The organism is Enterococcus sp. BWT-B8 (genome assembly GCF_020567625.1).
GTDB lineage: Bacteria > Bacillota > Bacilli > Lactobacillales > Enterococcaceae > Enterococcus_L.
The window spans coordinates 145089-171016 of the sequence record NZ_JAJDJV010000006.1; the positions used below are offsets into that span (position 1 = coordinate 145089).

19 protein-coding genes and 2 tRNA genes are annotated in these 25928 nt (G+C 39.3%); 7 read left to right on the forward strand and 14 right to left on the reverse strand.

Annotation, left to right across the window (positions count from 1 at the left end; translation table 11 throughout):
- The first annotated feature begins 601 nt into the window (after window positions 1-601).
- Window positions 602-672, forward strand: a tRNA-Thr gene (locus tag LI951_RS07805).
- 582 nt (window positions 673-1254) lie between these two features.
- Here LI951_RS07805 and LI951_RS07810 read toward each other — a convergent pair.
- From LI951_RS07810 to chvE, 4 genes are all read right to left on the reverse strand, one after another.
- On the reverse strand, window positions 1255-1596 hold the full coding sequence (locus LI951_RS07810; RefSeq protein WP_202067537.1) for a PTS sugar transporter subunit IIB: 342 nt from the start codon (window positions 1594-1596) through the stop codon (window positions 1255-1257).
- Between the two features lie 15 nt (window positions 1597-1611).
- Window positions 1612-2817: a multiple monosaccharide ABC transporter permease gene (gene mmsB / locus LI951_RS07815; RefSeq protein ID WP_202067538.1), complete on the reverse strand. Its 1206-nt coding sequence runs from the start codon at window positions 2815-2817 to the stop codon at window positions 1612-1614.
- A 1-nt stretch (window position 2818) separates the two neighbouring features.
- A complete protein-coding gene (gene mmsA / locus LI951_RS07820) occupies window positions 2819-4351 on the reverse strand; it encodes a multiple monosaccharide ABC transporter ATP-binding protein (RefSeq protein WP_202067581.1) in 1533 nt (510 codons plus the stop codon).
- Between the two features lie 247 nt (window positions 4352-4598).
- Window positions 4599-5696, reverse strand: coding sequence for a multiple monosaccharide ABC transporter substrate-binding protein (chvE, locus tag LI951_RS07825; RefSeq protein ID WP_229441787.1), 1098 nt, complete (start codon window positions 5694-5696; stop codon window positions 4599-4601).
- A gap of 281 nt (window positions 5697-5977) precedes the next feature.
- Here chvE and LI951_RS07830 point away from each other — a divergent pair, with 281 nt between their 5' ends.
- The 3 genes from LI951_RS07830 to LI951_RS07840 are packed head-to-tail and all read left to right on the forward strand — an operon-like array spanning window position 5978 to window position 9952.
- On the forward strand, window positions 5978-6952 hold the full coding sequence (locus tag LI951_RS07830; RefSeq protein WP_229441788.1) for an ABC transporter substrate-binding protein: 975 nt from the start codon (window positions 5978-5980) through the stop codon (window positions 6950-6952).
- Window positions 6953-6963: 11 nt separating this feature from the next.
- Complete coding sequence (locus tag LI951_RS07835) at window positions 6964-8403, forward strand: sensor histidine kinase (protein ID WP_229441789.1); 1440 nt, start codon at window positions 6964-6966, stop codon at window positions 8401-8403.
- A complete protein-coding gene (locus LI951_RS07840; protein ID WP_229441790.1) occupies window positions 8396-9952 on the forward strand; it encodes a helix-turn-helix domain-containing protein in 1557 nt (518 codons plus the stop codon). Before LI951_RS07835 ends, LI951_RS07840 begins: the two co-directional genes overlap by 8 nt.
- Before the next feature lie 1052 nt (window positions 9953-11004).
- Here the strand turns inward: LI951_RS07840 and araA are convergent.
- The 5 genes from araA to rpoN all read right to left on the reverse strand — a co-directional run bounded on the left by araA (window position 11005) and on the right by rpoN (window position 17768).
- The gene (gene araA, locus LI951_RS07845; RefSeq protein WP_229441791.1) at window positions 11005-12429 is read right to left on the reverse strand and encodes an L-arabinose isomerase; all 1425 of its coding nucleotides are present in this window, start codon (window positions 12427-12429) and stop codon (window positions 11005-11007) included.
- A 151-nt stretch (window positions 12430-12580) separates the two neighbouring features.
- Complete coding sequence (locus LI951_RS07850; protein ID WP_229441792.1) at window positions 12581-13276, reverse strand: L-ribulose-5-phosphate 4-epimerase; 696 nt, start codon at window positions 13274-13276, stop codon at window positions 12581-12583.
- 46 nt (window positions 13277-13322) lie between these two features.
- Window positions 13323-14924 carry a xylulokinase gene (locus tag LI951_RS07855; protein WP_229441793.1) on the reverse strand — a complete coding sequence of 534 codons (1602 nt, stop codon included), beginning with the start codon at window positions 14922-14924 and terminating at the stop codon, window positions 13323-13325.
- A 232-nt stretch (window positions 14925-15156) separates the two neighbouring features.
- Window positions 15157-16242 (reverse strand): GntR family transcriptional regulator, encoded by a 1086-nt coding sequence (locus tag LI951_RS07860; RefSeq protein WP_229441808.1) that lies wholly within the window; start codon window positions 16240-16242, stop codon window positions 15157-15159.
- A 194-nt stretch (window positions 16243-16436) separates the two neighbouring features.
- A complete protein-coding gene (gene rpoN / locus LI951_RS07865; protein WP_229441794.1) occupies window positions 16437-17768 on the reverse strand; it encodes an RNA polymerase factor sigma-54 in 1332 nt (443 codons plus the stop codon).
- Window positions 17769-17827: 59 nt separating this feature from the next.
- On the opposite strand from rpoN, the gene LI951_RS07870 reads away from it, so the two are divergent.
- Window positions 17828-17899: transfer RNA gene (locus LI951_RS07870), tRNA-Arg, on the forward strand.
- 253 nt (window positions 17900-18152) lie between these two features.
- Here LI951_RS07870 and LI951_RS07875 read toward each other — a convergent pair.
- Both LI951_RS07875 and fabI read right to left on the reverse strand, forming a co-directional pair.
- On the reverse strand, window positions 18153-18929 hold the full coding sequence (locus LI951_RS07875) for a nitroreductase family protein (RefSeq protein ID WP_202067547.1): 777 nt from the start codon (window positions 18927-18929) through the stop codon (window positions 18153-18155).
- Between the two features lie 655 nt (window positions 18930-19584).
- Window positions 19585-20337 carry an enoyl-ACP reductase FabI gene (gene fabI, locus LI951_RS07880; protein WP_229441795.1) on the reverse strand — a complete coding sequence of 251 codons (753 nt, stop codon included), beginning with the start codon at window positions 20335-20337 and terminating at the stop codon, window positions 19585-19587.
- A gap of 303 nt (window positions 20338-20640) precedes the next feature.
- On the opposite strand from fabI, the gene fabF reads away from it, so the two are divergent.
- Together fabF and fabZ are read left to right on the forward strand one after the other, a co-directional pair.
- Window positions 20641-21879: a beta-ketoacyl-ACP synthase II gene (gene fabF / locus LI951_RS07885; RefSeq protein WP_229441796.1), complete on the forward strand. Its 1239-nt coding sequence runs from the start codon at window positions 20641-20643 to the stop codon at window positions 21877-21879.
- A 1-nt stretch (window position 21880) separates the two neighbouring features.
- Complete coding sequence (gene fabZ / locus LI951_RS07890; RefSeq protein ID WP_202067551.1) at window positions 21881-22315, forward strand: 3-hydroxyacyl-ACP dehydratase FabZ; 435 nt, start codon at window positions 21881-21883, stop codon at window positions 22313-22315.
- Between the two features lie 737 nt (window positions 22316-23052).
- Here the strand turns inward: fabZ and LI951_RS07895 are convergent.
- The 3 genes from LI951_RS07895 to LI951_RS07905 all read right to left on the reverse strand — a co-directional run bounded on the left by LI951_RS07895 (window position 23053) and on the right by LI951_RS07905 (window position 25874).
- Window positions 23053-24021 carry a hypothetical protein gene (locus LI951_RS07895; RefSeq protein ID WP_229441797.1) on the reverse strand — a complete coding sequence of 323 codons (969 nt, stop codon included), beginning with the start codon at window positions 24019-24021 and terminating at the stop codon, window positions 23053-23055.
- Window positions 24022-24115: 94 nt separating this feature from the next.
- Window positions 24116-24406: a hypothetical protein gene (locus LI951_RS07900; RefSeq protein WP_229441798.1), complete on the reverse strand. Its 291-nt coding sequence runs from the start codon at window positions 24404-24406 to the stop codon at window positions 24116-24118.
- 439 nt (window positions 24407-24845) lie between these two features.
- Window positions 24846-25874: a helix-turn-helix transcriptional regulator gene (locus tag LI951_RS07905; protein ID WP_229441799.1), complete on the reverse strand. Its 1029-nt coding sequence runs from the start codon at window positions 25872-25874 to the stop codon at window positions 24846-24848.
- Window positions 25875-25928 lie beyond the last annotated feature (54 nt).

Genomic DNA, 25928 nt, shown 5'->3' on the forward strand with positions numbered 1-25928 from the left:
TCAAATGGGAGAAAGTGATCTTTATAAAGTGGTTATTCCAATGAACCGCTCTCTCAAAATAATATGATTGTGATGGAAGTATTTTTTACTTAAAAAGATATTACCAAACTTGAAAAGATTTGTATTCTATCAGAAGAACACATAAAAAATAATCAGTGAAATTATTCAGCCAAGTATAATTGCTGCCAGATTTCAATGACTATCTACTAAAACACTAGCCCAAACAATCAACGCTTATGATAAAAAAATCCATAAATAGATTATTCAGAAAAGAACATTTTAAACTAAAAAGTGAAGAGACTCAGCCCAATTCTTTTATACAAATGAACTTTCAACAGGTTTGAATTCACCTATTCCCACTAAAAACCCTATTATATCAGCAGCTACAGAAGCTATTTTCTAAACAAATGAAATACGCTTCGAAATACTTCTAGTTCAACGTTTTTCTGTATTAGCTTCAAAAATTTTGGGTAAATTCAAATCAACAGATTATTGACAAAGCCTTTTAAATTAGGTATTCTATATCTTGTGCTGAGTGAGCAGTTGTCCTGATTCAAATGCACAAAAAGACAGAAGGTTATCTGATTAAATCTGTTGTTTTGCCTCGATAGTTAAATGGTATAACGCGAGCATGGTAAGCTCGTATTCCGAGTTCAATTCTCGGCCGAGGCTTCATTTTTTTATCACTTAAATTGCTCTGCACTTTGCAAAATTAAGCTGCAAATGAAAATCTTCAATCATTCCACAAACCAAAAGTTCCAATACGATAGCTTCATTTCTGATAATGCCAGCTGCCTCTTGACATATCTCGAAGGACAGTCGCTGAGCATCACGTCTACCTTATTCGTTGTATAGGCTCCTCATCTCTGTTAAACACCGTCCATTCATCTGATAAAAGCTCTTTTAATTCTTCCTAATTCTATGCTAACATCAATTTATTACAAAAATATACTGCATATCCTTTTTTTTCTCACTTTCGCTGATTTATTTGATTACAGCAAAGCATTTTCTGAAAAGCATCAACTTTCTCTGCAATGTGCAAGTAAGGATCATATTTACCCGGATTTCTTTAGTATTTCCAAGCATTCTCCTTTTCTCTACAAAAAAAAACAGGTGCAGAAATACTATCAAACTAGTATTTTTACACCTATTTTGCAAGAAACTCATTTTCAGTCCATTCGGCTGCCATCTCTTTATAATTTATTCTATTTTTAGGGGACTAGAAAATCAAAAGATAATCCGAATGCTGAATAGTTATTTTCCTTTATTCAAAAGAGCCAGGCTTTCTTTCAAAACTGCTTCTCCATCAAGCGTCTCGTAATCCTCAGCTGAGATCAGCTTGTAAGGAACAGCTTTATAATTAAGAAAATCTTTTAAACGATTAACCTCATATTTAGACTGTGGACCAATCAGCAGAGCATCAACCTCCTGTGTTTGAATAATTTGTTCCGCAATAATCGCAGGAGCTGAATACACGTGAACATTGATCTTCTGTTCATCGGCAGCCTGCTGGACATTTTTCACCAGCAGTCCTGTTGTAATTCCTGCAGTACAGATCAGCAGAATGGTCTTTTGTGAATCATTGGCAGTAGTCATAGCTCCTCCCTCCTCTTAAGAAATCTTTTTTTTCTTATTGTAAATATCCAAAACAACTGCCAACAGAAGAATCAAGCCCTTAATTGCCTGCTGCCAGTCAACACCAATTCCCAGAATGGACATCCCGTTGTTCAGAACCCCCATTACAAGACCACCGACAATGGCACCCATAATCGTACCAATACCGCCCGAAGTAGATGCACCACCGAAGTAAACGGCAGCCATCGCATCCAATTCCATAGAAGTTCCTGCCTGAGGTGTCGCTGCATTCAAGCGAGCAGCCAAGATTAATCCGGCTAAAGCGGCCATAACACCCATATTAACAAAAACCAAAAACGTAATTTTTTTCGTTTTAATCCCTGATAGCTCAGCAGCTTTTTTATTTCCGCCGGTTGCATAAATTTGACGACCGGCCACAGTTTTATTTGTCAAAAATCCATATACCGCTACAATCACACCAAGGATAATCAAAATGATGGGATATCCTTGATAGGCAGCAAAGATATAGGTTATACCCACAACAATCAGCCCTGTGAAAACAGCTTTTACAAGAAAAGCATTCATCGAATCCACTTCAAACAGATTTTTCTTGCGTCGTTCACGTGAACGCCATTGTCCCAAAATTAAAGCAGCTGCAATAATAATTCCAAGAAGCATTGAAAGGAAATGGATATGTTCTCCTCCTGCAATATCCGGCAGATAGCCTGTTGAAATTTTCTGGAATGCAACTGGAAATGGTGCCAAAGATTGCCCCCCCAGAACGACCTGTGTCAGTCCACGGAACATCAGTAAGCCGGCAAGCGTGACAATAAAAGCAGGTATGCCCACATAAGCAACCCAGAAGCCCTGCCAGGCACCAATCATTGCACCAATCACTATACAAATAGGGACAGCGAGTACTGGACTCATTCCATTGTTCACCATCAGCATTCCTGCAATTGCACCGACAAACGCCATCACAGAGCCAACAGACAGATCAACATGCCCTAATAGAACAACCAGCAGCATGCCTGCGGCAAGTACTAAAATATGACTGTTTTGCAAAACCAGATTCGTGATATTCAGCGGACGCCAGAAAATGCCGTCTGTCATAATCTGAAAAGCAATCAGCAAAGCTGCAAGTATAATCACCATACTGTAGCGGCTGAAAATATCCATTGCTCTATCTTTAATATTTAAACTATTTTTCTCTTTATCTACTTTATTTGTCGTATTTTCCATGCTAACTCACACCCTTTTCTTCCATCGTCATCAGATTCATCAGGACTTCCTGATTTGCCTCTTTCTTCAGTACTTCACCTGTAATTCGACCTTCATTCATCGTATAAATGCGATCACACATTCCAAGAATCTCAGGGAGTTCAGAAGATATAATACAAATACTTTTTCCGGTCGCAGCCATCTCCTCAATAATTGTATAAATTTCGTATTTGGCTCCCACATCAATTCCGCGAGTTGGTTCATCTAAAAAGAGAATATCCGGCTCTGTCATCAGCCATTTCGATAAAACGACTTTCTGCTGATTTCCACCACTCAAACTGCCGACATTTTGGAAAACAGAATTTGTTTTAATCCTCATTTTCTTCCTATAGCTCTCTGCAGCAACAACTTCTTTTTCTTTATCAATAACACCGTTTCGGCTGATTTTCCCAAGACTGGCTGCTGTTGTATTTTCTCTGATATCCATCAACAGATTCAAGCCGAGTGCTTTCCTGTCCTCCGATACATAGGCCAGTCCATTTTGAATGGCTGCCGGTACGTCCTTAACAGATATCTCTTTGCCGTCTTTATAAACACTTCCGCTGATATTACTTCCATAAGAATGTCCAAACAAACTCATGGCAAATTCTGTGCGTCCTGCACCCATCAAACCGGCAATTCCAACAATCTCGCCCTTACGAATTTCAATGTTCACTTGGTTATTGATCGTTCGAGTCCCGTCAATCGGATGATGAACCGTCCAGTCTTTGACTTCAAAGTATGTATCGCCAATCTGCGGATGACGTTCCGGGTAACGGTTTGTCAGATCACGACCAACCATTCCACGAATAATTCGTTCTTCATTAATGTCATCATTTTCCAGTGTCTCAATTGTCTGACCATCACGTAAAATAGTAATACGATCCGCTACATCCACAATCTCATTCAGCTTATGAGAAATGATAATTGACGTAATCCCCTGTACTTTGAATTCCTTAATCAATTCCAGCAGATTAGCACTTTCTTCTTCATTCAATGCAGCAGTCGGCTCATCCAGAATCAACAGTCGTACTGATTTGGAAAAGGCTTTTGCTATTTCAACCAGCTGCTGCTGTCCGACACCGATTTGGGAAATCAGAGTGTTGGGATTAATGCGCAAGCCAACTGTTTTCAACAAATTATCTGTCTTTTTCTCTGTAAGGTCCCAGTCAATAACGCCATGCTTTGCTTGCTCATTTCCTAAGAATATGTTCTCTTTAATGGATAAGTAAGGACTTAATGCCAGTTCCTGATGAATAATAACAATCCCCTTATTCTCACTGTCACGCAGATCCTTGAATTTACAGGCTTCTCCGTCATAAATAATATCGCCTTCATAGCTTCCGTAGGCATATAAACCGCTGAGTACATTCATCAACGTTGATTTTCCTGCACCATTTTCACCACAAAGTGCATGAATTTCTCCCCGTTTTATTCGCAGATTAACATTATTCAACGCACGCACACTGGAAAATTCTTTAATAATGCCTTTCATTTCCAAAATATAATCCGCCATATTTCCCATCCTTTCTTTGCTTCCAGCTCCCTTAAAACAAGCGATCATTTAAAATAAACTCCAATTCCTTTCTGGATAATGAGAAGGGACCGAATAAATTCCGATCCCCGCCTCTTTTTATAGACAGATACTTCGTACTTCCAGTTGTTGTATGCTCTCAACCATACTGAATAATCTCAAATTTATCTTTTTTACAGAAAGTTTGGATTTTTGCAGTGTGGAGTCTCGAAACTTAATAGAACATATTTTATTTCAAATCTGCTTCTGTATAATAATCTGTATCAATCAATTCCACCTTGTAATTGTCTTTATCAACAGAAATTGGGTTAGCCAGATATGTTGGAACAACTTTCACACCGTTGTCATAAGTCTCTGTATCGTTTACAGGAACCTCTTCATCGTTGTTGATTGCTTCGATCATTTCAATAGTATTTTTAGCCAGAATACGAGTATCTTTAAAGATTGTCTGTGTTTGTTCACCGGCAATAATTGATTTCACACCGGCAACTGTTGCATCCTGCCCTGTAATAACCGGCAGCGGTTTATCCGAAGGCCCATAGCCTACACCCTTTAAAGATGAAATAATTCCCAAGCTGATTGGATCATAAGGTGAAAGAACAGCATCCAATGTTTTGTCTGTATAATTTGCACTTAACAGGTTATCCATACGGGCCTGAGCCGTTGAACCATCCCAGCGCAGTGTAGCAATCTGATTGAAGCTTGTTTGTTTTGAGGGTGCAACTAGTTGTCCGCTGTCAAAATACGGCTGGAAGATTGACATTACACCATTATAGTTAATCAATGCATTATTATCATCTGGGGACCCGCCGAACAATTCAATATTAAATGGCCCTTCACCATCATTCAGTCCAAGTTTTTCTTCTATATAAGAAGCTTGTAAAACTCCAACACCAAAGTTGTCAAATGTTGCATAGTAGTCGACATATTCAGAATTCATCAGCAAACGGTCATAAGCAATTACTTTAATGCCTTCATTATGCGCTTTTTCCAATACGTCCGTTAATGCTGAACCGTCAATTGATGCAATGACCAGTGTGTCCACGCCTTTTGTAATCATGTTCTCAATTTGTGCAACCTGGTTTTCTACCTTATCTTCTCCATATTGCAGATCAGTTTTGTAATCCAGTTTTTCAAGCTCTTCCACCATATTATTTCCATCGGCAATCCAACGCTCTGCTGATTTAGTCGGCATGGCAATTCCAACATATCCTTTCTCGCCGCTGCTGCCATCTGAAGCCGAGCTGCCGCCGCATGCCGCCAGTAATGTTGCTCCTGTCAGCAGTAACGCAGCCAAAGTTACCGTTTTCTTAAAACCAAATTTCATCTTGATCCCTCCAATTTTATAATTGCTTTACATCCAGAAGTATACCGTTTTCAGTGACCGCTTACATTAAATATCTTTCATGTTTTCTGGAAATTCTTTTTGCGCTTTTTTGCACAAACAAATGCATCTGGGAATTTTTTAGTTTTTCTTGGATTTTTTTCGTATGTTGTTTCCAGCAACTAAATCCAGCTGATTTTTGGTAAAATATAGGAAAGAGGCAATGAATAGAAATATTCGACGTCAAAATTTTCAAACACATCCCAAGGAAGAGTGAATAAATCATGAAAAAATTTTTCCCCGCCATTTTTCTTTTATTATTTTTTTTAAGCGCTTGCAATTCTGCTGTTATTTCAGATGAGGAGCAGCAAAGCCTGGTCATTGGTTTTTCACAATCAGGAACTGAGAGCAAATGGCGCAAACGTCATACAGACTCTATTCGCACTGAGCTGGAAAAAAATAATCAGGTCCTTTACCGTAACGGATATATGAATCAGGAACGCCAGATTCAGGATATCCGTACTTTTATTGCCTACAAAGTGGACATGATTGTCTTTACTCCTCTGCAGGAGGATGGATGGGAACCGGTTCTGAAAGAAGCCAAGCAGGCAGCAATTCCGGTTATCATTGTGGATCGGCATATTAATGTGTCTGATCAAAGTCTCTATGTTACACATATCGGGCCCAGCTTTAAAGCCGAAGGGAATCGAGGTGGGCTCTATGTCAGCAACCATTTTTCAACTGTTGAACAGCCGGAAATAAATATTTTGGAGCTCGCCGGACTGCCTGATACCTCTCCTACCACACTTCGGACAGACGGCTTTCAGGAAACCATTTCACGGGATAACCGTATGGAAGTAGTCGATACACTGTACGGAGACTATATTCGGATGAAAGGAAAAGAACAAATGGAAAAATATATTGAGGCTCATGACATTTCAACCATTGATGTTCTTTACAGCCATAATGATGAAATGACACACGGAGCTTTGGAAGCCTTGAAAAAGACAGATATCGTTCCCGGAGAAGACATTGTTATCGTGACCATTGATGCCCAGGAGGACATGATAGAAAAGCTTCGGGCTGGGGAAGTAAACTGTGTGGTGGAATGTAATCCCAACGCAGGCTGGTTTGTAGCAAATGCCATTGAACGCTATTTTGCCAGTGACAATAAAGAGGATTTTGTACGTGAAATCTATATGTTTGAAACAGTCTTTTCCGAAACCAATCTGGATAAAATCCCTACCAGAAATTACTAAAGGAGCCGCTTATGAAAAAGACACTCAGCATTAAACAAATCTTTTCCCATGCAAATAAATTAATGCTTGCTCTGGCGATTGTTCCTTTATTTATCAGTATTTTGCTTTATTCCAGACAAATTTTTCTTTATAAAAACACTGTGACCAATATTCAGAAAGCCAATGAGATAGCAGCAAAGGTAGATGAAGAGGTATTGGAGGATATGTGGGATGTAGTGACCGGGCAGACTGCATTGAACTCTTATATTGGCAACAGCATTGTTGATGAACTGCGGGCGGATATTCATCATATTCAGGAAAACACCAGCACAAACGGGGAACGGAGCATATTGGAGGTGGCGCTGAGAATTATTGATTCTCTGGAAAATTATCAGACAAAGATCTTCGAAAATCTAACTCAGGAAAACTCCTATGAAAAAAATAAAGAAATAATGATTCAGGTCGAATCAGTCACTCAGCTTCTTTCAGACATTCTGCAGGAATTTGTACGAATTGAAATCAATTTAGCCAGTCAGAAAAATAATGAGCTGGCACACTCTCTGGTTATATTGTCTCTCGCAGAGCTGGGGATAGTTATAGTCATTCTTTATTTTGTTCAGAGAAACCGCAAATTTCTGGATGAAAAAATTCAACAGCCGCTGGACAACGTAATTGTTATGTCTCATGAATTGTCAAAAGGTCATTTGGGCTATCGGCTGGAGCTCCCGGATACACCGGAGCTCTCCTCCTTAACAGAAAGTCTTAATAAAATGGCAGACGACCTGACGCAGCTGCTGGAAGAAAATGTGTTAAAGCAATACCATCTGGCGCAAAGTGAAGTACGCGTGCTGCAGGCGCAAATTACTCCTCATTTTGTTTACAACAGTTTAGATGCAATTGTCTCTCTGATTGAACAAAAACACTATGATGAAGCAAAAGAAATGACCTTTGCTCTTTCAGATTTCTTCCGAATTTCTCTAAGTAAAGGAAAAGACTGGATTACTGTAGATACTGAAATCCGACATATCAAGGATTACCTGATTATATTAAAAATTCGGTATGGAGAAATGCTGAGCTTTGAGATCAATGTTCCGGAACAGTTAAAAGATTATGAAATTCTAAAAATGATTTTACAGCCTCTGATCGAAAATGCTGTTTATCACGGAACCAAATTTATTCGACGTACCGGATACATTCAGGTAACCGTCACAGAAACAGAAAACGATCTGATTTTTACTGTTTCAGATAATGGTATCGGCATGCTTCCTGAACGACTTCAGAAGGTTCAGGAAGAACTTGAAAAAGGGATTGATTCTGATTTCAGTACAGGTTACGGTTTGTATAATGTGAACAAACGCCTGCTGCTCTACTATGGCAGAGAGGCCGGCATCCAAGTTGAAAGTCAGTATCGGCATGGAACAGTCATTACAGTGACCGTCCCTAAGCGACAGGAGGAACCGCCCAATGTATAAAGTTTTTATTGTTGAAGATGAGCATTTAATCAGAGAAAGTTTACGAAAACAGATTCTGACACTCAGCGAAACATATCCCATTACTTACGTTGGAGAAGCCGGTGATGGGGAAATGGCTTTAGCCTCAATCCTGGACTTTCAGCCTGACATCATTCTAACGGATATCAAAATGCCTTTCATGGACGGGCTGACATTTGCCAGAGAAGCGAGAAAAGTACTTCCCTGGACCCGTATCATTTTTATCAGCGGCTTTGACGACTTTGATTATATGAAGGGAGCCATACAGGTTCAGGCAGATGAATACTTACTGAAACCAATTAAAACAGATGAGCTGGAAACAACCATCGCACGGGTTGTTCAACGTCTGTCGCAGCAGAAACAGTCCACTGCTCCACAGTCAAATTCAGAGCTGCTGATCACTGAAGTAAAGAAAAATCATTTCCTGAATGGACTTTTCAAAGGCGATTTGGATATACCAACAGCCATTAAAGAGTCTCAGAACTTTCAGCGGACAATTATCGGCAAAAAGCTTACCGTTTTACTTGCGACCAATCAATTTAACAGTAATTTTGAGGACTATGCCCATTTCAGCGAATATCTAAATTATCTTTTTTCCGAAGATGACAGTATCTTGTTTTCCAGTGTCTCCTCTCATTTTATTAAATTTCTAATTTTTGATACACAGAAGGAAGATGTACTCGAAAAAAGTTATCAGCTGGCACAGACGCTGATTCACGAGCTGGAACAAAATTCTCAGGATGATATTGCCGTAGCGATTGGTCCGGTGGTAGAACGAATCAGTGAAATCTCCGGTTCATATCAAAAAGCAAGAGAGATGCTGGCTACCTACGGCTACCTTCGAACAGAAAAAATTATCAGCTACGAAGATGACATGAAGGAAGGAGAGCTCTCACCAACTCATCCGTTTAAAATGGATTTGGCAGATGAAATTTCCGGTCTTACTCAGGAAAATAGTGAAGTACTTGTTCAAAAGCTTTGTCAGCACCAAGACACATTTGAACGTACTCGAATGGTTCGATTCTTTATTTTAACTGAACTGACTGGCCTGGTTAAAAAGAAACAGCAGAATGCACCGGAAAAATTTTCATCTGCAGATGCACTAACTAATTTGATTGAAATATCTTCAAGCAGCGAGCATTATGAAAAAATGATTCGGGAAATGATTAACTATCTGATTGAGGTTAGGATTCATCCCTCTATGTCAAAATACCAAAGCGTCATTAATCATGCTCTAACCTTCATTAATGAAAAGTATACCGATCCTGATATTTCCTTAAATATGGTTGCTGATGAACTTTCCTTAAGTCCCGCTCATTTCAGTACCATTTTTTCACAATCACTAGGCAAAACATTCATAGAATATCTTACTGACCAGAGAATTAATCTTGCAAAATCTTTATTAAAAGAAACGAACCAAAAGCTGTCCGAAATTGCATTTGAAATCGGCTACAATGACCCTAACTATTTCAGCTTTATATTTAAAAAGAAAAAAGGGATTTCTCCTAAAGAGTATCGACAAAAAAATTGAACTTATCCATTAAAATTACCTTGTAACATTAAAAACAGGCGAAGCTCCGATCATTGCTGCTGACCTTCTGGAGCTTCTCCTGCTTTATTTTTTGTTTAAAAATCATTTGTTTGTCAAGCATTTCTCTCAGATACAGAGCGACATTTCCCCACTCCAGATAATCAGTTACACCGGACGGCACTTATATTTCCAGTGTAATTTCCCCATGATGAACAAGCTTTCATCCATACATAACAAATTCCTCTGAACCAAGGTTTGCTGTGAAAATAATGACAGACAGATCAGCTGTGGGCATTCCCCCTTTAACCTTTTCATCAGTAAGAAGGATAATCCAAGCCGTCGATACCACTCGGCTGATCAGCGGACTGAGCAAACAGTTCCACTAACTTTTTCCTCCCATTGAAATCAAGCATCGCTAGCTATTTGCAGCTTATCACTTAGAAATAATGGACAGCGGACCTTCAAAATGAATGCAATCGACCCCTAGGAATTAAAAGTCGCTTGCTCTCTACTTTTAAAAGGAGTGCCATTAGTTCTTGGCAGCTTACCACTTAGAAATAATGGACAGCGGACCTTCAAAATGAATGCAATCGACCCCTAGGAATTAAAAGTCGCTTGCTCTCTACTTTTAAAAGGAGTGCCATTAGTTCTTGGCAGCTTATCACTTAGAAATAATGGACAGCGGACCTTCAAAATGAATGCAATCGACCCCTAGGAATTAAAAGTCGCTTGCTCTCTACTTTTAAAAGGAGTGCCATTAGTTCTTGGCGGCTTATCACTTAGAAATAATGGACAGCGGACCTTCAAAATGAATGCAATCGACCCCTAGGAATTAAAAGTCGCTTGCTCTCTACTTTTAAAAGGAGTGCCATTAGTTCTTGACGGCTTATCACTTAGAAATAATGGACATCGGACCTTCAAAATGAATGCAATCGACCCCTAGGAATTAAAAGTCGCTTGCTCTCTACTTTTAAAAGGAGTGAGACACCTCTTTCCCTCCGGATAGTTGTCTCACTCCTTCCTATTTATTTAAAAACAACAATCGGTTCGTTTTATTTAATTAAAATATAGTCCAGTCCCACCAGCTTCGCCCAGGTAATAATCTGGTCTGAGGTTACGTTCAGTGAAACTACAGTATGATGTCCGCCGCCTGCTTCAATCCATGCTCCAACCCCTTCCTGGAAGTTTGGTTTTACTTCCCACAGCACACGGGCAACCGGCAGCATAGGTGCTTCCTCTGTTGGTTCGAACAACTCTACTTCATTGATCAGCAGCTTATAATGCGTCCCGAAGTCTGCCATTGAAACTACGACACCCGCTCCTGCTTTGCCGTCAAATACCAGACGTGCCGGATCTTCACGATCACCCATTGAAAGAGGTGAAACAACAATTTTGGGTTTATTATTTGCCAGCGTCGGATCAACTTCCATCATATGAGACTGCAGAATGGATTCACAACCGGCTGCCAGTTCATAAGTATAGTCTTCCATAAATCCGGTATTTTCATTACGAGCCATTACTTTCATTAAACGATCAATTGCTGCAGTTTTCCAGTCCCCTTCGCCGGCAAATCCATATCCTTCAGCCATCAAGCGCTGAACAGCCAGCCCTGGCAGCTGCTGCATGCCATACAGATCTTCAAAGTTTGAACTAAACGCATTATAATTGCCTGCTTCAAGGAAATGACGAATGCCGATTTCCTGACGAGCCTGCACTTTTACATGCGCTTCCCATATTTCATGATCATAGTCTCCATAGTCAAAATCATAAAGGTTTTTATATTCTGCAAACAACGCATCAACTTCTTCATCTTTTACCGCATCAATATATCGAACCAAATCGCCAATCCCAAAATAATCGACAACCCAGCCAAATTGAATTTGCGCCTCTACTTTATCCCCTTCTGTTACAGCCACATTCCGCATGTTATCTCCGAAACGGGCAACCTTGATATTGAAGCTTTCATTAAAGGCAACAGCCACGTCCATCCATTCAGCAATCTGCTTTTGAACTTCCTGACGTTTCCAGTAGCCAACGACAATTTTATTTTGTTTTTTCAGACGAGCATTAATAAAGCCGTATTCACGATCTCCGTGAGCAGCCTGATTCAAGTTCATAAAGTCCATATCAATTGTTTGCCATGGAATACTTTCATTGTATTGGGTTGCTAAATGAAGCAGCGGTTTTTGCAGCAATTTCGTTCCACGAATCCACATTTTTGCAGGTGAGAAGGTATGCATCCAGGTAATTACACCGGCTACTTCATCCCGATAGTTAACTTCCTTCATAATACGAGTTATTGCATCTGCTGAAACAGCCAGCTCCTGCAGAACAACAGGATAAGAGAGCTTGCCATTGTCATTTAATTCTTTTACCATTTCTTCTGCATGACTGCGTACCTCCTGCAATGCTTCTTCTCCATACAAATGCTGTGAGCCTACAACAAACCAAAATTCTTTCTTTTCTACTGTTAACATATTATTCGCTCCTTCACTAGTTTAATTGGGCGGTTACATATGTGTATCTACAAGTCTTACTGACATTCAATTTTCAATACAAAGCTTCCAAGTCTTAGATGCTTTGCTCGTTTCACACATTCATACCCATTCCTGTCATTTTTAAATCAGGTTATTTCTGTCCATAATAAGCATCTTTTCCATGCTTTCTTAAATAGTGCTTATCTAAAATCCGCTGCGGCAGTTCTTCCGCAAAGCTGTTCAGCTGGCGGGCAAAAAGATTCATCTTACATACTTCTTCCAGAACCACAGCATTCATTACAGCACCGGCTGCACTTTTCCCCCAAGTGAAAGGTCCGTGCCCGTGAAGTAAGACTCCGGGTACTTCCATCGGGGCAATCCCTCTTTCTTTAAAAGTCTGAACAATAGCGTGCCCGGTTTCTTCCTCGTAGCCTCTGTCAATCTCTTCCTGAGTCAAAAAGCGTGCACAGGGAACTGTTCCGTAAAATGTATCTGCATGAGTTGTTCCCATCGCAGGAACATCCAGTCCTGCCTGAGCCCAGGTCGTTGCCCATGCTGAATGAGTATGAACTATTCCGCCTATATCTTCATATTGACGATACAGCACTGCATGAGTCGGTGTATCAGAAGAAGGATTCAGTTTACCTTCAATCACATTTCCTTCCAGATCGCAGACAATCATATCATCCGGTGTCAGTGTTTCATAATCCACTCCCGAAGGCTTAATCACAAACAACTCCTTGTCCTTGTCAATCCCACTGACATTTCCCCAGGTATATTTAATCAAGCCCTGTTTCGGAAGCTCCAGATTGGCATAATAGACTTCTTCTTTTAATGCTTCAAGCACATATATTTCCCCCCTTCTCTGTTTCCAATGCATTGATTTATGTCGCTTAGTTTAAAAATTCAACAGCCGCTTTTTCAATAGGCAACCCTGTTGCATATCGCTTCGCAAACTGCTCAAAGCCTTTAACATCTTCCAGATCAGGCACAACTTCAATTCCTTCATTGCTGCCAAACACCTGAATATTTAAATAATCGGTTAAATTTTGTCCCTGCTTTGCATACTTCAAATAATCTGCAAGAAGTGCAATTCCCCAGGCTCCGCCTTCTCCGGCAGTTTCCATCAGTGAAACAGGCGTATCCATCGCTGCCGCCAATATTCGCTGCGCCACTCCTTCAGTCTTAAAAATGCCGCCATGTCCCATGACCCTGTCAATATTGACCTGTTCTTCTTCCACCAGTATCTTCATACCGATTTGCAACGCTCCAAATGCTGAATAAAGATGAACCCGCATAAAATTCGCCAAGTTAAACAGACTGTCCGGTGTCCGCACAAACAACGGTCTTCCTTCCGATAGGTGCGTTATATTTTCTCCGGAGAAGTAGCCGTAAGAAAGTAATCCGCCGCAGTCCTTGTCACCTGCCAGCGCTTGTTTGAACAATACTTCATACAAGCGTTCTATACTTATATCAAATCCACTGACATCTGCAAATTCTTTGAACAGCTTCACCCATGCATTAATCTCAGAGGAACAATTATTGGCGTGCACCATTGCTGCAAGATCACCTGCCGGCGTTGTAACCAAATCCAGCTCCGGATGTACGTTCTTCAACTCCTTTTCCAAAACAATCATGGCAAAAACAGAGGTTCCAGCTGAGACATTCCCTGTCCGCAGAGCTACACTGTTTGTTGCTGTCATACCAGTTCCTGCATCTCCTTCCGGCGGGCAAAGAGGAATCCCTGCTTTTAAATCACCTGTCGGATCAAGCAGCTTCGCTCCTGCTTCAGTCAGCTGCCCGGCACTTTCACCTGCCACCAGAACCGTTGGCAGAATATCTTTCAGCTTCCATAAAAATTGCTTTCCCTTCACCTGTTGATCAAATTTTTCAAGCATATCAGAATCATACTCTTTTTTCTGAGGATCTATCGGGAACATCCCTGATGCATCTCCCACTCCCAGAACCTTTTCACCTGTCAGCTGCCAATGTACATAGCCGGCCAGCGTTGTAAAAAATACTGTGTCTTTTACATGCGTCTCATTATTTAGAATCGCCTGATAAAGATGAGCGATACTCCATCGCTGAGGAATATTATAGTCAAATAAAGCAGTCAGCTCTTTTTCTGCCTCTGCTGTGATTGAATTTCTCCAGGTTCGAAACGGCACCAGCAGCTGATCCTCTTTATCAAAAGCCATATAGCCATGCATCATTGCACTAAATCCAATCGCTCCAACCTGAGTCAGCTCTGCATCAAACAATGTCCATACCTCATGTTTCAAGTGCTGATAACTTTCCTGCAGCCCCGACCAAATCTCTTCCAAGCTGTATGTCCAAATACCATCAATCAATTGATTTTCCCACTCGTGACTTCCTGACGCGATGGGTTTTTGCTGTTTGTCAATCAATACTGCCTTGATTCTTGTTGAACCCAATTCAATCCCCAGTGAAGTATTTCCCTGAATAATTGACTCTCTTACTGCCTGCTTATCCATGCCAGCCCTCCTGTATACGTTTTCATTCATTCGAAAAAAAATTTCCATAAAAAATTCTTCTTCTGCTTTTTCAAACGAAGTATACCACATTTGTACGTACATGTAAACGAGTTAATCGAATTTGTACGAACAAAAAAAGAAACGAACTTTATCTGTTCGTTTCCATTCCTACTATTATTTTTCTGCTATCTGTTATTCTGACGAGGCTGTTCTGACGGAAAAAAATATCTTCTCAATAAGACTGCTTTTTCAGTACTGATTGACGTTCAATCACTTCCGGCTCATACACAATACTGTCACTGAGCGTCTTTGTTTCAATCGCTTTAATCATCCACTTAGCTGCATCTATTCCCAGCTTTTCTTTCGGATGACTGATGGTGGTTAAAGCGACCTCACCGGCTGTACTTAATGTCGAGTTATCCTGCCCGATAATGGAAATATCCTGAGGAATCATTTTTCCTGCAGCAATTAACCGCTGAACAAGCAGATTAGCAATCTCATCGTTATAGCAGACGACCCCTTTAACAGCAGACTGCTTCTCTAACAAACGACTGGCAACGGTCTCTGTAATACTTGCTTTTTCCTCTGTGGCATACGTAAAAATATTTTGTGAATCAAATGTCAGCCCATATGTTTCAAAAGCATCAATGAATCCTCTCATCCGAAGTTTCCCCTGTAAATCATCCATCTTCACAATCAAGGCCAGCTCGTTTATACCGTTTTCCAGCATGTAAGAGGTAGCCAGGAAACCAGCCTTTACATCATCCAGGCAAATGGAGGGGAGATCAATTGCTTCATAATATGCATTAATCATTACGACTGGAATCCCAGCCTCCTTAAATGATAAATAATAAGAAAGATTTGGATTATACTGATTGCTTTTGGTTGGCTCGACAATTAGCCCGTCAACTTGTTGCAGGAGCATGTTTTCCAGGCATTTCTTCTCCTGCTCCGGATTGTTATTTGTACTGGCAAGCAGCAAAGAATAACCATTCTTTTGCAGCTCTTCTTCAATCCCCCGAATAATTGAGGGAAAAATATAATCTGATAAATAAGTAGTAATAACACCAATTGTTTTTGTTCTTTTTTCAGAACTGTTTTGATTTTTAAAACGGTCATCTACATAAGTACCGGAGCCTTTTTCTTTTCTTAAAAACCCTTCATTAACCAAAACGGCAATCGCCTGCCGGATGGTGTGACGACTTACTTGATAACTGTCCATCAGCTTAAGTTCCGGGGGTATCACTGAACCGACAGGATATTCCTCGCTTACTATTTTCGAGCGGAGCTCCTCCGCAATGACATTATACTTAGACACCATGATAGTCCTCCAACGTAAATTTGTACGTACAATTTTATCATATGATGATTTGGCAAAAATAGCAAGTCAGGAATGATTGAGAAGTAGAACGAAAATCAAAAATACAGCGTTTTCCCAACCTAAGCTGTTACTTATATAGAAAGAGCCCCAAAACCTGAAGTCGGATTCAGCATTTCGGAACTCCCCTCTTTTTAATAATCATACCTCTTGCGTTTAGATGAAGCTGGAATGTTTAAGGCCTCACGATATTTGGCCACCGTTCTTCTGGCAATCTCAATCTTCTTCTCCTTCAGCAGTTCGACTAGTTTTTGATCAGAAATTGGTTTAGCTTTATCTTCCTCATCAATCAGCTGCTGAATAAATTTTTTCACGTCAATTGCTGACATCTCTTCTTTACCGTCAGCTCCGCGAGACAAGCCCTGGGAGAAAAAGGAACGAAGCTCGAATGAGCCGAAGTTTGTTTCAAGATATTTCCCATTCACAGTTCGACTGACAGTAGACTCATGAATATCCAAATCCTGTGCAATTTCCTTTAAGGTCATTGGTTTAATCGGTCGTCCAGGTTTCAAAAAGAAATCCTTCTGTCTAGCAACAATTTCTTTTCCAACACGCAGAATGGTATCGCCTCTTTGAGCAACTGTTTTCTGCAGCCATTCAAAATCTTTCTTTTTCTCTGAAATATATTCCTGAACTTCCTTGTCTTTTGTTTCTTCCATTTTCTTAAAATAAGCTTCCTGAAAACGAATTTGAGGTGCCCCTTCTTTGTTTGAGATCACGATTAACTGATCTCCTTCAATTTTTACTTTTAAATCAGGACGAATATAAATACCTAAAGTCGAACCAAAAATACTTCCCGGTGAAGGAGTCAGTGTTTGTATATAATCAAAAATTTCCTGAACCTCTGTTAGTTCGATTTCAAACTTTTTACTGATATCTGCCCATTTCCGATTGGCAAGAGCTGTAAACTCTTCTTCCAGTACAATATAAGCAAGAACAGGTGCCTGATCATCCCGCTCAGTTTGCAGCATAAGACACTCCCTCAAATCTCTGGCCCCAATGCCGGCAGGGTCCAGCTGTTGAAGCAGGGTCAATGCATCCAGCATTTCTATTTCCTCAGCACCTGCATTTTCTGCAGCTTCTTCAAGAGAAATGGTCAGGTAGCCATTTAAATCAATAAACTCTGTTAAAAACATCACTAATGTCCGCAAATATGTATCACGATAATTGAGATGAATCTGATCAATTAAATATTCAAATAAGGAAATCGAGCTGTCAGGAATCTGATTCATCAGATTGGACTCTTTTTCATTATTGTATTGTGTACTTCGACTGCCTGAGTATGTATAGTCGCTATGATTGGGCTGCAGCTCAATCAGGGGATTTTCCAACGCTTTATTTTCAATAAATGTCTGCAGCTCTTCTGTGTTGTACTGCAGTACTTGGATAGATTGCTGAAGCTGCTGTGTCATGGCTAATTTTTGAACTTGTTTTTGCTGTTGAGACAAGTGCTGCTCAAATTTCATAAATTTCAATCTCCCACTTGTTTTTTTTGAAAATATCCGCTAAACTAGTATTCGTGCCTGCGCCCTTAGTGTAGTGGATATCACGTAAGATTCCGGTTCTTGAGACGGGGGTTCGATTCCCTCAGGGCGCGTAATTTATAAAAGTATTTGTTATACTCTTGTTTACAACGTTCTTTAAATATTGACTTCATAAAGGATTATAACATATTTTCAATTACATTTTAATTCATAGTTTTTAGGTGAATGTATGTAAAAAATCAAAACCGACAGTGAAGTTTCTGAAAAGAATTCACTGCCGGTTTTCTTTGTTCTTTCTATCTGCACCTATGGTAAATCCCTGCTGAAGCTGCTTAAGTACTTTATACTCTTTTTGTTCAGATTTCTTCAGACACTTTTCCATTCATCCAGCATCAGCTTCACAGAGCGAGTCATTTCATCAGAAAATTCAGTACCTGTCTTTCTGAAATAGTTGAACTGACCAAAGTTTTCTGCATTAAATTTATTCTTGGAATTAAACTCTTTTTCCTTATCTGCCATCATTTCCTGAAGCTCTGCATCAGAAAGATGATGATAGGTTTCCTCAGATACGATAAACTTGCTGTCAAAGCGTGTATTAACTGAACGTTTGTAATTATCAGGATAATATCCCAGACACAGCATTCCCACTGGCAGAACCCACTTGGGAAGCTTCAACAGCTCTTTGTGTATTTCATAATTCTCAACGATGTCACCAATATAGCAGCTGCCGATCCCGCAAGCCTCAGCAGCTACGGTCGCAAAGCTTGAGGCAATTAATGTGTCCATTGCTGCCAGCAAAAATTCCCCCTCTTCCGGAAGATGAAAAGCCGTTTCTCTTTCCAGACAAACTTCAGGAACTCCCGACAGCTGATAGTAGTCATACCATCGTTGAAAATCTGCACAAAAAATCAATAAACTAGGTGCACGAGCTATGAACGGCTGATTGTCACAGCTTTTAGCCAGTTTTTTCTTGGTTTCATCCTTTTCAACTTTAATAACAGAATACAGCATCATGTTTCCGGCAGTTGGTGCTCTCATTGCACTTTTCAAAATAAAATCCATGTCTTCCAGTGTAATCGGACGATCCGCATACCTTCTTAGAGAAACTCTCTTCTGAAGCAACTCGTTTAACTGCTCTTTCATTTTTCTTCCTCCTATATCCTATACGTATTTCAAAATATATTCTAAAAAATGCTCTAAAAACTTAACAGCAGTGCAGTTTACGCCCGTTTTTTCCGCTCTCCCCTTGTATCAAAGCAGACCTGTTATCTAAGTGGATGAAGCGAACACCTTACAGTGAGCATCATTGAGCTAAGATTTCTGTTCTAATGCACTTTCTTACTGTTCTTTTTATCGTCAGAACGCTTGATGTTAGAGGCTCGCTGTCAAGTGTATCAGTTATTTATCATAGAGTTTTCACAGATTATTTTGAGCTATCATCCGTACATTTCATTGCTTTGTAAAAAGTATATCATATTTTTTGAAGGCTGATGTTGATTTCGATAAATAATCCTGTTTATTATTAAGATCAGCTAATGAAAACAGGCGGACTTTCAAAAAAACAGAAGCTGCAAGGATAGCTTATTTCCCCTGCGGTATCTTTTATAAATTACTTCTATCTCTGACATTCTTCTGCCCTCTTCATTTTCTTTTTGTCATTTTTCCATCTCAAAGTTATTGAATCCAGCAGAAGCCCCTCTCACTACCATAATTCCAGCACATCAAAGAATCACAGCAAGCAGACTTCCCTAACCCGCTCACTGTGATTATATAGATAATTATCTATGAGAATAAAAATTTATGTTAAATGGACTCCTTTATCCACATAAATAATATCTCCGATTATTCCGGCTGATAATTCACTGACCAAAAATGCACAGGCATTTCCCACTTCCTCAATTGTCACACCAATCTTATCCGGTGTACGATCATCTGACATTTTAATAAGCTGGTCATAATTTTTAACACCTGTCACGGCCAATGTCTTAATAGCTCCAGCTGAAATACCATTTACCCGTATTTTTTCAGAGGCAAGTTCTGCAGCCAGGTATCTGACAGCCGCCTCCAGTGAAGCCTTGGCAATTCCCATCATGTTATAATTTGGAATTGCCCGTTCTGAGCCTAAATAAGTCATGGTCACAATTCCGGAACCAGGATTCAATAACGGCTTTGCATGATGTGTCACTGCTAATAATGAATAACTGCTAATATCCTGTGCCAACGCGTAGCCTGATCTGCTAATATCACTGACGTTGCCATCCAGCTCCTCCTTATTCGCAAAAGCAACCGCATGAACCAAACCATCAATTTTTCCGATTTTTTCTTCAATTTCTTTAAAAGCAGCAGCGATCGATTCATCCGATGCCACATCACATTCAACGAGCAGCTCACCCTCGTCTGTTAATTTAAGAATCTGCTTTTTCATTCGCTCATTTTGATACGTATAAATAATTTCTGCTCCCTGATTCTTTAATGCACTTGCACAGCCCCAGGCAATGCTTTTTTTATTGGCTACACCCATTACTACAATTTTTTTATTTGCTAAAAACATAAATCCCATCCATTTCTATAATTATTTTACTTCGTGAATACACCATCATTCTTCTCCATTCAAGGGAAATATGAATAACTATGAGTTGACGAATAAAAAGACAACTGGTATCATCTGTTTGAGAATGATACAATCATTCCCTAATTGAGAATACAAAAAGAAACGACAGACATTCCCGGATGTCTGCATTATTAACTAAAATACTTTGAAAGTCAAACTATTTTATCTGTTTTTTTAAAAAAAGTTTAATTTAATAAGTGTTTTATTCGTTTGAAGGTCAAAATAACTAGTAGGAGGAACCAAATGAAACGTGTAGTAATTACCGGCCTGGGGGCAGTAACCCCACTGGGCAATACCGTTAAAGAATACTGGCAGAAACTTGTAAATGGTGAATTAGGCATCAGAAAAATTACCAAATTTGCATCCGATGATATTAATGTAACATTGGCAGGCGAAGTAAAAGATTTCGATCCCAGTCAAGTATTAGATCGAAAAGAACAGAAACGAATGGATCTTTTTTCACAGTACGGCTTAGCAGCTGCTCTGGAGGCCTGGGAAATGAGCGGACTGTCTGATGCTGAAATCAATCATAAACGTTTCGGAGTGATTGTAGGAAGCGGAATAGGCGGTATGACTACCCTGCAGGATCAAGTGCGTGTGATGGATAAAAAGGGGGCCAATCGTGTGACTCCTTTCTTTGTCCCCATGGTCATTGCAAATATGGCTTCGGGCAACATCTCTATCCGACTTGGCGCAAAAGGAACTTCTCAGACAATTGTGACAGCCTGCGCTTCAGCCACCAATGCAATTGGTGAAGCATTTCGGGCTATAAAATCTGGAGCAGCAGATATCATGATATCCGGAGGTACAGAAGCTACCATCTGCGAAATCGGTATTGCCGGGTTTGCAGCTTTGAATGCACTAAATACAACAAATGACCCAAAACGAGCTTCCATTCCTTTTGATAAAGAACGTAAAGGATTTGTGATGGGCGAAGGTGCTGGAATGCTCGTTCTGGAAGAACTGGAGCATGCGCAAAAACGCGGTGCAGTTATTTTAGGGGAGATTGTCGGCTATGGAAGCAACTGTGATGCAAGTCATATGACCGCACCATTGAAAGACGGCAGCGGTGCAGCTGACGCAATAGCAATGGCATTGGAGGAAGCGAAAATCCAGCCTGAAGACATAGGCTATATCAATGCCCACGGGACTTCTACACCTGCAAATGATGCTGCAGAAACAACAGCAATCAAGCATGTCTTTGGAGCATACGCGAAAAAGATTCCCATCTCAAGCACCAAAAGTATGACTGGTCATCTCTTGGGGGCTGCCGGAGGAATAGAAGCTGTTGCCAGCGTTAAAACACTGCAGGAAGATCTTGCTCATCCAACAGTCGGCTATAAAGTTTCCGATCCTGAATGTGATTTGGATTATCTGACAGAAGGCGTCCGCTCAATACATGCAGAATATGCCATCAGCAATTCATTTGGCTTTGGCGGACACAATGCTGTTATTTGTTTAAAGAAATGGAGAGATCAATAATATGGAAAAAGTAATGACTGTAACAGAAATAATGGATTTAATCCCAAACAGATACCCCATTTGTTTTATTGATTATGTTGATGAAATAATTGAAGATAAAAAAATAATTGCAACAAAAAATGTGACTATCAATGAAGAATTTTTCCAGGGACATTTCCCGGGAAACCCAACAATGCCGGGTGTTCTGATTATTGAAGCCTTAGCTCAGGTTGGATCTATTCTGATTTTAAAAATGGATCAGTTTAAAGGAGAAACAGCCTATATCGGCGGTATTAATAAAGCAAAATTCCGTCAAAAAGTAGTTCCTGGAGATGTTCTAAAGCTTCATTTTGAAATAGTAAAGCTGCGGGACTTCGTAGGAATTGGACAGGCAACTGCGTATGTGGATGATAAAAAAGTCTGTGAATGCGAGCTGACATTTATTGTAGGAAGATAAATAGATTCTTTTTTAAAACTGACTCAAGCTTAGAAATAACTAATTGCATTAAAATGAATAAATCCTAACATGTTGAATATTAATCAGAGAACTGCTAAAAAATTAGGGAACTGTGACATTAGTATGTCTGAGTAATAAACGGTGCTCCAGCCTTTGTATGATCCGAGCATTCATAGGAGCACGTTCTTATATGCCACTCAGACATATTTCGAGGATCGAAACGAAGTGTCGTGTCGTATAGTGAGAACCGTAGATGCAGAAAAACGGATACAGCGTAATGTTTTGTCTCGAGAATTGTTAGACTCGCAGAGACAGCAGTTCTTCTACGTAATGTTTTGTCTCGAGAATCGTTAGACTCGCAGAGACAGTAGTTCTTCTACGCTTCACTACGCATACAGCTCTACTACATCAAGTGAGCTGGTTTCATTCAAGGAATACTTATCAAAACTATGCATACCATTCTGCTAAAGTGCGAATATAAGCAGAAGCGGCAAAGTAGAACCAGCACTTGTCGGTCCTAATCTGTGCCGAGTAATCGCAGGCAACCTCTCGGAAATAAGGCGGAATTTACAACTCAAGGACAACTTGGAGAAGAACCTTAAAAAGTGATCGACCTACTAGCCGCATCTGTCCTCTTTAGCATGACAGAAAATGGCTGATAGGTCGACCTCTTTTGTTTTCATTCTGTTTGGTGAGGGCAGCCCTGCCCTCATGAGTATTTGGCACATCCTCTGAATTTAAATAACAAAATTTTCCAGTTCAAACCGTATTGTACGCTGTATTTCCTGAATTCTGGCTGCTTCTTCCGTTGCCAGCTCATCCTTATAACACACTGCTGCCTGATCATTATAGGACTTTATACAACAAATCGCCCAAAGCTTTGGATCTTTGATTATTTTATCTGCAAAAGGATAGAGCAAAGCAAAATGCAGTCGAATTTCCTCCTGTAAATCAAGCAATAGGACATGATGATTGTTCAACAATTCTTTTTCCAAAAAAAGCACAATTCGCTGGTAAGCCATACTGTCCAGCGGCGCTCCTGCTGAAGCAGGCACAATATCATAAACTTGATTGTCCCGCCAAAGAAATTGCACCTCTTTCCGATAATGGATTCGACATAATTCTTCCAGTGCCCATGAACGGACAAGGTTATGGATATCTTTGTTTGTCAAAATCTCTCTGCTGACTTCTATAAATTCTTCCTGTGGAAGGCTCATTGCTTTTTTCACAAGATACATCTGCTCATAGTAGCTGCAGCTGCCCAGTTTGGACAATTCATTTTTAATCTTTTCTATTTTCTTTACTTCAAATTGCTGATAAAGCAGTTCTGCTTGCCTTACTTTCTTTTTTAGAGCAACCAGTACTCGCATCTCTCCGCTGTTTTCTTTCAAAATACGATCATTAATCACACCATGCGCTGTCAGGAAACGATGATTTAGAATTAATGTCTGTATATAAGTTTCGATATATTCCAAACAAGAAAGATACTCTGTTCTCATTTCCTCAATCATGGATAGAGCCTGTGTCTTTTCGCCGCTTTTTAAATAACTGCCGACCAATAAATAGTTCAATGAAAATTCTTGCCTGATTGCATATGCCTCCTGAAAATAATCGATTGCTTCAATCACATTTTCTTTTTTCATTGATTCTTTTCCAAGTGAGATGAATCGATCATAGTTTTTTGGAAACTGTATCTGATTCGACATAAAAAACGCCGCCTTTCTATACTATCCAAACCTGCTAATCATTAAAATGAATCCAACAAAAAACAGATTTACTCCCCCTGTGCTTAATCAAAAATTAATATAAATTTCTGATAATGATTACTGTTTCTTCTTCTCCGTCTGCACCCATTTTCTCTGCCTTTTCAATGAGAGAATATCCTTTAAACTGTTCCTTTGTCAATTCATCCTCAACAGTAAAAGCCTTTACAGTTTCAACAGAAACCGCCTCAGAATCTATTTCCTGAACACTGTCCCAGCCAGTATCTATAAATAATTTTGTTTTGTCATTAACGTGCTGGTTTTTTTCTAATTTCGACACAACATCTTTCAGTTCTTTAAATGTCATTGTTTGTACCTCGTGTTCCATCTGCTCGCCCCTTTTCCTATTGGCTTGTATGCAAGTGCTTCTTTTAACATCATACCCCAAATTACTCCGATAGAGAATAGAAACCCTAAAAAAGAATACTTAATTATAAAAGTCCGTCCAATTCCCTGTCGAAGCATTTTCAACCTTTATCTGCTTTAAAATTAAACCACAATAATAAATGATCATTTCATAAATCTGTTTTCATTAATAATTTCTAACAGCCAGCTCTTGTCAGTCTCAGTACTATTCCTTTTTATATCCAAAAAGCTTAGTTAGTTTTTAATATCAGTCATTTCTGAAATGCTTTTGTGACTTTTGCATTTAAATGGTAATTTCTCCAGCAGCTTCAACTACGTCAACGGTTATAACTATTAGATTGTTTATCTCCAAAACCCGGTCAATCTGTGTGGATAATCAATGAATCAATCTAAAATTACCTCTAGTTATCTTTATAAATAGTAGTAATTGCTTCATGATCAGAGAAGTCTTCTAAATTCAAATCCACACCCATTAAAAAGTCTTGCATCCGTTGTCTCAATACCAATTTAATAGTTTCGGGAATTTGTTCTATCTGGCAATCCGGACCAAGAAAAAGCAGCCAATTAATAAAAGAATGAACTTCTTGTATATCTGCAATATTGACCTTTGTTTGAAAAATTGCCGTTGATTGATACGCATCTGTATAGATTAATGAATAATTATATGGATGATACTTTTTAAATTGTTGAACAGCGTATTGTTTCAATACTAAGCGTACATTCATATCCTTTTTTTTATTTAATATGGTTTTTAAAATTCGTTTTTTTGTCCACTTTTTTAATGGACTTGGGTTAATTTTTATCTTTGAGATTTGTTCAATAGAAATAATTTCTGTCTTTTCAGTTTCCAGATCAAAATATTCTAAATTCCAAATAGCTTTTTCATTATATAAACGTAATGTATATATAGCATGAGAAACTTTTTCTTGCTCAGAAAAATAAAGTAATAGAAATTGATCTTCCAGACAGCTCTTAATAAGTATGTTTAGGTTGGAATGTGGCTGATCATTTAAATCTAATATATCTGAATTATGCAGATTCGTTCCTTCAAAAAAAAGAAATTGATTAAGAAAAATCAGCTCCTCTTGTTGTTTTTCTGAAATAAGTCCTAAAATTTTTTCTGTTAATGATTGCCTGCTGCTTAAATAAGGAAGCTGCAGATTCTTTGTAGCCATAAAAGCAATAAACAACGCTTTTACTTCAGTGTCAGTAAATCGAATTTTGGGAAGAACTGCGTTTGGCAATACAGAGTAGCCCCCTGAACGTCCTACCTCAGCTTCTAAAGGGATACCCAGTTGTTCTACTTCTTGCAGATCACGAATTGCTGTAGAACGCGAAATATTGAATTCTTGCATCAATTCTGAAATAGTGAAATGTGCTCGATTATTGATATAGTGAATCATGGTATTGACTCTTTCTACTTTTTTCATTATTTGCTCCTAAACAGTATCTATTTTTGACACCTTTTAATGTTATTATAAATA

What these genes read in the sequence shown, in the direction of transcription:
- LI951_RS07810 (WP_202067537.1), bottom strand. Translation starts at nt 1,596, where the DNA reads ATGACTACTGCCAATGATTCACAAAAGACCATTCTGCTGATCTGTACT.
- mmsB (WP_202067538.1), bottom strand. Translation starts at nt 2,817, where the DNA reads ATGGAAAATACGACAAATAAAGTAGATAAAGAGAAAAATAGTTTAAAT.
- mmsA (WP_202067581.1), bottom strand. Translation starts at nt 4,351, where the DNA reads ATGGCGGATTATATTTTGGAAATGAAAGGCATTATTAAAGAATTTTCC.
- chvE (WP_229441787.1), bottom strand. Translation starts at nt 5,696, where the DNA reads ATGAAATTTGGTTTTAAGAAAACGGTAACTTTGGCTGCGTTACTGCTG.
- LI951_RS07830 (WP_229441788.1), top strand. Translation starts at nt 5,978, where the DNA reads ATGAAAAAATTTTTCCCCGCCATTTTTCTTTTATTATTTTTTTTAAGC.
- LI951_RS07835 (WP_229441789.1), top strand. Translation starts at nt 6,964, where the DNA reads ATGAAAAAGACACTCAGCATTAAACAAATCTTTTCCCATGCAAATAAA.
- LI951_RS07840 (WP_229441790.1), top strand. Translation starts at nt 8,396, where the DNA reads ATGTATAAAGTTTTTATTGTTGAAGATGAGCATTTAATCAGAGAAAGT.
- araA (WP_229441791.1), bottom strand. Translation starts at nt 12,429, where the DNA reads ATGTTAACAGTAGAAAAGAAAGAATTTTGGTTTGTTGTAGGCTCACAG.
- LI951_RS07855 (WP_229441793.1), bottom strand. Translation starts at nt 14,924, where the DNA reads ATGGATAAGCAGGCAGTAAGAGAGTCAATTATTCAGGGAAATACTTCA.
- rpoN (WP_229441794.1), bottom strand. Translation starts at nt 17,768, where the DNA reads ATGAAATTTGAGCAGCACTTGTCTCAACAGCAAAAACAAGTTCAAAAA.
- LI951_RS07875 (WP_202067547.1), bottom strand. Translation starts at nt 18,929, where the DNA reads ATGAAAGAGCAGTTAAACGAGTTGCTTCAGAAGAGAGTTTCTCTAAGA.
- fabI (WP_229441795.1), bottom strand. Translation starts at nt 20,337, where the DNA reads ATGTTTTTAGCAAATAAAAAAATTGTAGTAATGGGTGTAGCCAATAAA.
- fabF (WP_229441796.1), top strand. Translation starts at nt 20,641, where the DNA reads ATGAAACGTGTAGTAATTACCGGCCTGGGGGCAGTAACCCCACTGGGC.
- fabZ (WP_202067551.1), top strand. Translation starts at nt 21,881, where the DNA reads ATGGAAAAAGTAATGACTGTAACAGAAATAATGGATTTAATCCCAAAC.
- LI951_RS07895 (WP_229441797.1), bottom strand. Translation starts at nt 24,021, where the DNA reads ATGTCGAATCAGATACAGTTTCCAAAAAACTATGATCGATTCATCTCA.
- LI951_RS07900 (WP_229441798.1), bottom strand. Translation starts at nt 24,406, where the DNA reads ATGGAACACGAGGTACAAACAATGACATTTAAAGAACTGAAAGATGTT.
- LI951_RS07905 (WP_229441799.1), bottom strand. Translation starts at nt 25,874, where the DNA reads ATGAAAAAAGTAGAAAGAGTCAATACCATGATTCACTATATCAATAAT.